Here is a 5,343-nt window from a genome sequence, read left to right as displayed (position 1 = left end):
TAGTGACACGCGCAGCACACAGAGCTACACAGAATGGTTCGTCGGCAGCATCAGATTTGTATAGGAAGCAGGGGCTTCGACCTCTGGCAGGCCGACGACGAGGCCGCCGCCTACTGACCCACCAGCTCCCCGGCGGAGGGGAAGCTCCTGACGTCCCCCGCCGGGGAGCTGGTGGGTCAGTAGGCGGCGGCCTGGCGGTCTCCAGGGCGCCGGGGACGGCGGGCGCGGTCTCGTCCGCCGGTGGTGCAGGTCCGCGAGTCGGTCTCCTCGCGGGGTCTGGGGTGGCGCGCTCAACCGACCCCGGCGGCTCCTGGGCAGACCGGCCGGGAGCCGCCGGGGTGGGAGCTACCACCCGGCGGAGGGGAAGCTCCTGACGTCCCCCGCCGGGGAGCTGGTGGGTCAGTAGGCGGCGGCCTCGTCGTCGGCCTGCCAGAGGTCGAAGCGCTGGCGGAGCGTGTCCAAGTCGATCAAGACAGAAGCGGCAAGATCCTCAAGGCGGGCGATGGCCTCGGCCTGCTCCTCGTCACGCTGGAGGAGCTGGAGGACGAGGCCCTCCAGGCGGGCGACGTCGGCGCGGGTTGCCGGGGCGTCCTCGGGGGCCGAGGGGGTCTCCGTGACGTCCTGGGCGGCCTGGACGGTGGCCGGGGTGTCCTCGGCCTGGGGCAGCTCGGCCGGGGCGTCCTGGACGTCCTGGGCGGCCTCGGCGTCGTGGGGACGGATGAGGACCAGGGACGTCGTCCCCGCCGGGGTGCCGAGCCAGGACGAGGAGGGGTCCGCCGGAGCGGGCTCGGTGGAGAGCGCCAGAGGCATCCCGTGTCGGATGAGGCCGCCGGAGAGCTGGGGCGTGGTGGTGATGGGCATGGGTTCGTCTCCCTTGGTGCGGTGGTCGGCCGTGGGGTTGGCGGCCGTGGTGGTGGGGTCCGGCCGGTGGGGCTCGGTCGGGTCGGGCTCGTGGTCGAAGAGGTCGGCGCCGGTCACCGTGTGGCCTCGGTGAGCCGGGCGGCCTGGACGGCCTGGACGTACTGGCGGGCAGCCAGGGCGGCGGCGGCGTAGTCGGCCGGGGTGGCGCCCTTCTCGCGGAGGTGGATGCCCAGGGCCGCCGGGGTCGGGGGCAGGCGTCGCCCGGCTCGGTTGCAAAGGTCGGCCGCGAGGGTCGAAAGGGGATCGGTGGAGCCGGGACGGGCCTGGTCGAGGAGCCAGGCGGAGAAGTTCGTCATTGGGCAGGCCGGACGATGAGGAGGAGGGTCTCGCCGGGGAGATGCGGCGAGCGCTCCCCGGTCTCCACGGTGAGGCCGTGGGCGGCGCAGTAGGCCCGGAAGGCGTCCAGGCGGGAGCCCTCGGGGACGTAGGTCTCCAGGGTCAGGACCGGGCGCCCCTCGGCGTCGATCCACCGGCGGGCGTGGTCGTTGATGGAGCCGAACTCCTCGCGGAGCGGTCGGCAGACGCAGGGGTCCCCGGCGCGGCGCTCAGGCCACTCCCGGCAGCGCTGGCCGAGGAGGGCGCCGACGCAGTCAACGCGGCCCCGAGACGGGCGGAGGCCAAGGTCGGCGGCGACCTCGACCCAGCGGAGGTCGGCGGAGTAGCCCGCGCGGGCGATGGTCCAGAGGTCGGAGGCGGAGCTGGGCATGGCGGATCTCCTTGGCGGTTGGAGTCGTGCCGCCGGTGGGCGGCCGTGGGGAAGAGGGCGAGGGAAGACCCCCTCGCCGGGTTCCGTCTCGTCTCTCCGTCTCAGCCGTCTCACCCCTAAGGGGGAGGGGTGAGACTGAGACGGGACGGGTCTGAGACAGAGCTGAGACAGGTTGAGACTGCGCTGAGACTGGGCTGAGACACGCTGAGACGTCCAAGTGCTGTCTCAGGCTGTCTCAGCCGTCTCAGCGGCGGTGAGACACGCTGAGACGGCCTGAGACGCTCCCTCGGGGTCCCAGGCCGCCCCGGCGTGTCAGACGTCGGAGAGGTCGAAGGGGCCGCCGTCGGTCGGCTCCGGCGCGAAGGGCCGAGCGTCCGGGAAGCCGAGCTTGCGGGCGGCATCCCGGTTGAGCACGAAGCGCACCGTCCGGGCGTTGGCGCCGTCCACGGAGTGGAGGACGGCGGCGAAGCCGAGCCGGGTGATGACCCGGTAGGCGCTGGCCCGGGAGAGGGCCGCCTGCTCCTCGTCGGTGAGGACCGTGACGGCCTCGGCCTTGGTGAAGACCCGGTCGCCGAAGGCGGTCCCGAGAGCGACGAAGGCCCGGACGTCGAGGTCGCTGTCCGTGGTCTTCCGCTGGACCTCCACGTCCAGGCTCTGGAGGACGGCGGACCGGCCGACCTCGGTGAGGCGGAGGTGGAGCTGGTCCTCCATGGGACCGTCCTTCCGCTTCGTCCGGCGGAGCTTCATGTTCAGCGGATCACCCTCGGTCGTGTAAACGGTGTCCATGGCGGCCTCCAGGGCCGAGGACCCTCGGACGGTCGCCTTGTCCTTGCCGGTGTGGTGGACCAGGAGCACCGTCCCACCGTCGGTGGCCCGCTTGAGCTGCTCGGCGGCGTCGATGAAGAGGCCCATGTCCCTTGCGGAGTTCTCGTCCAGGCCCACCGTGGAGCGGGCCACGGTGTCCACGATGATGAGGTCGTAGGGGTGCCGGTCGAGGTGTCGGAGGATGGCCTCCCGGACGCCGGGGTCGGCGAGCTGGGTGGCCGCCGGGTAGGTGACGAAGTCCTCGTCGGGGATCTCTACGCCGTTGGCCTGCTCCCAGGCGTCCAGGCGGCCGTCGATGCCGTGGGCACCCTCGCCGACGATGTAGAGGACCCGGCCCTTGCGGACCGGCCGCCCCATCCACGGCGTCCCGGTGGCGACGCAGGCACCCCAGGCCAGCGCGACGAAGCTCTTGCCGGTGCCGTGGTAGCCCGCCAGGAGGGCGACCGTCCGCCGGTCGATGGTGTCGGAGATCAGCGGCTCCGGCTCGGGGAGCTTGGCGAGGCCACGCCGGGTGATGAGTCGGTCCCCGAAGGGGTCGGCGCTGGCGGTGTCCTGGACCAGGACGTCGGCCGGGCGGGAGCCCCGGCGGCGCCGGTCGAGGTGGGCGTCCAGAGCGGCCAGGAGGTCGGCCGGGACGTCGAAAGGCTCCAGGACCGGGACGGCGTTCTCGATGAGGTGGGAGACGGCGCCGGAGAGGCCCCGGTCCCACTCGCGGACGGCCTCCCGACGGGAGCCTCCATCGGCGGTGCGCGCGTCCACGAAGGCGGCCTCTGCCTCTGCCAGCGCCGAGGGCACTCCCTGGGCGCCAGTGGCCCCGGCGACGGCCAGCTCCCACGTCACGGCCAGCATGGCGCCGTGCCGGGAGGTGTCCCCGTCGGTGAGGCCGTCGAGGTACCCGCCAAGGATGCGGCGGACGTCCCCGTCCGGCTCCCCGGCCGGGAGCCCGGCGAGGAAGCGCTCCACGTCGGCGGTGGTCGCCTGGGCACGCTCGGCCTGGCCTCCGGTGAGGCCGGTGACCCATGCGTCGGGCAGCTCGGCCAGCTCCTCGGGCGAGGGGACCCGGTCGGCGTCTCGGCCGTCGGGGGTCACCCAGCGGTAGGGGCGGCCCTCGGGGTGGATCGACGGCGGGACGACGGCGTACCGATGGCCGGTGCGGATGATCTCCACGCCGTCGTCCTTGCCGCCGAGCCAGCTCGGCCACGAGAGGCCCGCCGGGATGCGGTAGTAGCGGATGGCGGAGACGCCGTCCTCGCGGTTGGTCGTCCTCCAGGTCGCCGGGAGGGCGCCCCAGCGGGCCTCGTGGGCCGCCAGGGTCTCGGCGCCGAGCTTCGTGCCGTAGGCGTCCACGTCGATGCCAAGGACGGTGTCCGGGAGCCGGAGGGCGACGTTCCCGTCCGGCATGGCCTCGGTCCAGGCGGCGAGCTGGTCGGCGTCGGGCCAGGCGCCCTGGGGGCCGGTGAAGCCACGCGGAGGAGGGAACTTCGCTTCGGCCGGGAGCGGGAGGACGCCGGTCCATCCGGCGTCGGTGTAGTCGCCGACAGCGGCGACGAAGGGGGAGAGGGCGGTAGAGGTCACGGTCGGTGTCCTTCGGGTCGGCGAGCGCCAGGCGGAGGCGTCTCGCGGTGCTCAGAGCAAGGGATGGGTGATGCGTGCTCGGCGCTGGCGGCGCCGGGCGTCCTGGAGGCGGTGTCTTCGGGCTCCTCGGAGAGGCTCAGGGAGGTCCGCCCTCCCCGGCGGCCAGCTCGGCCCATCGAGTGCCAGTCGATGGGGTGGTGTCCGAGCGGGACGACGCTGGAGAGGGCGGCCTCTTCCCTTGCGAGCACTACTCCTGGAAGGAGCCCATGGGGACCGCCAAGTGCCCCATGGCTTGAGGGAGCCGGGGCCTCAGACCGTGTAAACGGGAGGCTCGCTCGGCTCCGGGGAGAGGAAGTCAGGACGGGAATGTCGGGACCGAAAGCCGCCGCCGTCGGTGCTCTCAGCACCCACGACGGCGGCTCCTCCCGGGACCCATCCACACCCGAGGACGGCGTCCCCCATGATCACAAGGGACGGCGACCTCGGTCCGTCCGCCGGGCTTCTACGGTCACGGCGGAGGCTTGAGGTCCAGGGCCACCGACGGCCGCCGGTCCAAGCAGCGGGGCCGTCGGTGGCCCTGGGGTTGGCCGGGAGCGCTACCTCCCGGCCGGGGTCCGGCCGTCGTCGCTACGTGGCCCCAGGGAGACGAGGAGGGGCACGGCGACGAAGGCCGGAGGTTCGTACTGGTGGTCAGGCGGCCGACGCTGCAAGTAGCGCGGCGAGCTGGTTGCGAGCTTCGATGAGGCGGCGGTCGTAGTTGCGCCGGTGCCGCCGAGCGGCGTTGCGGCGGCACCTGTCTGACAACGTGTTGAGAAAGGGCTCAGGAAGCTCGTGCTGGCTGCCAGGGACGGCGGCCGGGAGCCGGTGCGAGTCGGCGGGCCATCAGCCCGATCATGGCCCACTTGATCATCGCTTCGGAGTGGGCGGGCAGCCGTTCGTAGTCCCGGCTCATCCGGCGGTGGCCGGTGATCCAGGCGTGCGTGCGCTCGACCACCCAGCGGCGCGGCAGCGGCACGAAGCCCTGCTGGCCGACCAGCTTGGCCACCACCTGCACCAGGATGCGCAGCGCCTTCGAGGCGAAGTCCTGGGTGCGGCGGCTGTAGGCGGCATCGGCCCAGACCAGCACCAGCGACGGCATGGCCATCTTGGCCCGGTCCAGCACCCGGATGCCGCCGTCGCGGTCTTGCACGCTGGCCGCGGTCACCAGCACGACGATGAGCAGCCCCAGGGTGTCGACCACCAGATGCCGCTTGCGGCCGTTGACCTTCTTGCCGGCGTCATAGCCGCGCGAGCCCTTGCCGACCGTCGACGCGCCG

The 5,343-nt window shown here is 73.0% G+C and carries 5 protein-coding genes; all 5 read right to left on the bottom strand.

What is annotated here, in order from left to right; genetic code table 11:
* Positions 1-399 precede the first annotated feature (399 nt).
* Positions 400-978, bottom strand: coding sequence for a hypothetical protein (locus CNO22_RS25485; protein ID WP_100502049.1), 579 nt, complete (start codon positions 976-978; stop codon positions 400-402).
* Complete coding sequence (locus CNO22_RS25480) at positions 975-1,217, bottom strand: hypothetical protein (protein ID WP_100502047.1); 243 nt, start codon at positions 1,215-1,217, stop codon at positions 975-977. The genes CNO22_RS25485 and CNO22_RS25480 overlap by 4 nt, the downstream gene beginning before the upstream one ends.
* Positions 1,214-1,627, bottom strand: a complete 414-nt coding sequence (locus CNO22_RS25475) for a hypothetical protein (protein ID WP_100502045.1) — start codon at positions 1,625-1,627, stop codon at positions 1,214-1,216. Before CNO22_RS25475 ends, CNO22_RS25480 begins: the two co-directional genes overlap by 4 nt.
* Positions 1,628-1,939: 312 nt before the next feature.
* The gene (locus tag CNO22_RS25470) at positions 1,940-4,027 is read right to left on the bottom strand and encodes an AAA family ATPase (protein WP_100502044.1); all 2,088 of its coding nucleotides are present in this window, start codon (positions 4,025-4,027) and stop codon (positions 1,940-1,942) included.
* 820 nt (positions 4,028-4,847) lie between these two features.
* Positions 4,848-5,343: transposase (locus CNO22_RS25465; protein ID WP_157936980.1), on the bottom strand; the 496-nt coding region annotated here is incomplete at its 5' end.

Source organism: Geodermatophilus chilensis (assembly GCF_002802985.1).
In the GTDB taxonomy this organism is placed as follows: Bacteria; Actinomycetota; Actinomycetes; order Mycobacteriales; family Geodermatophilaceae; genus Geodermatophilus; species Geodermatophilus chilensis.
The sequence above is the reverse complement of the archived record's forward strand: the minus strand, read 5'-3'. Positions and strand labels throughout refer to the sequence as shown.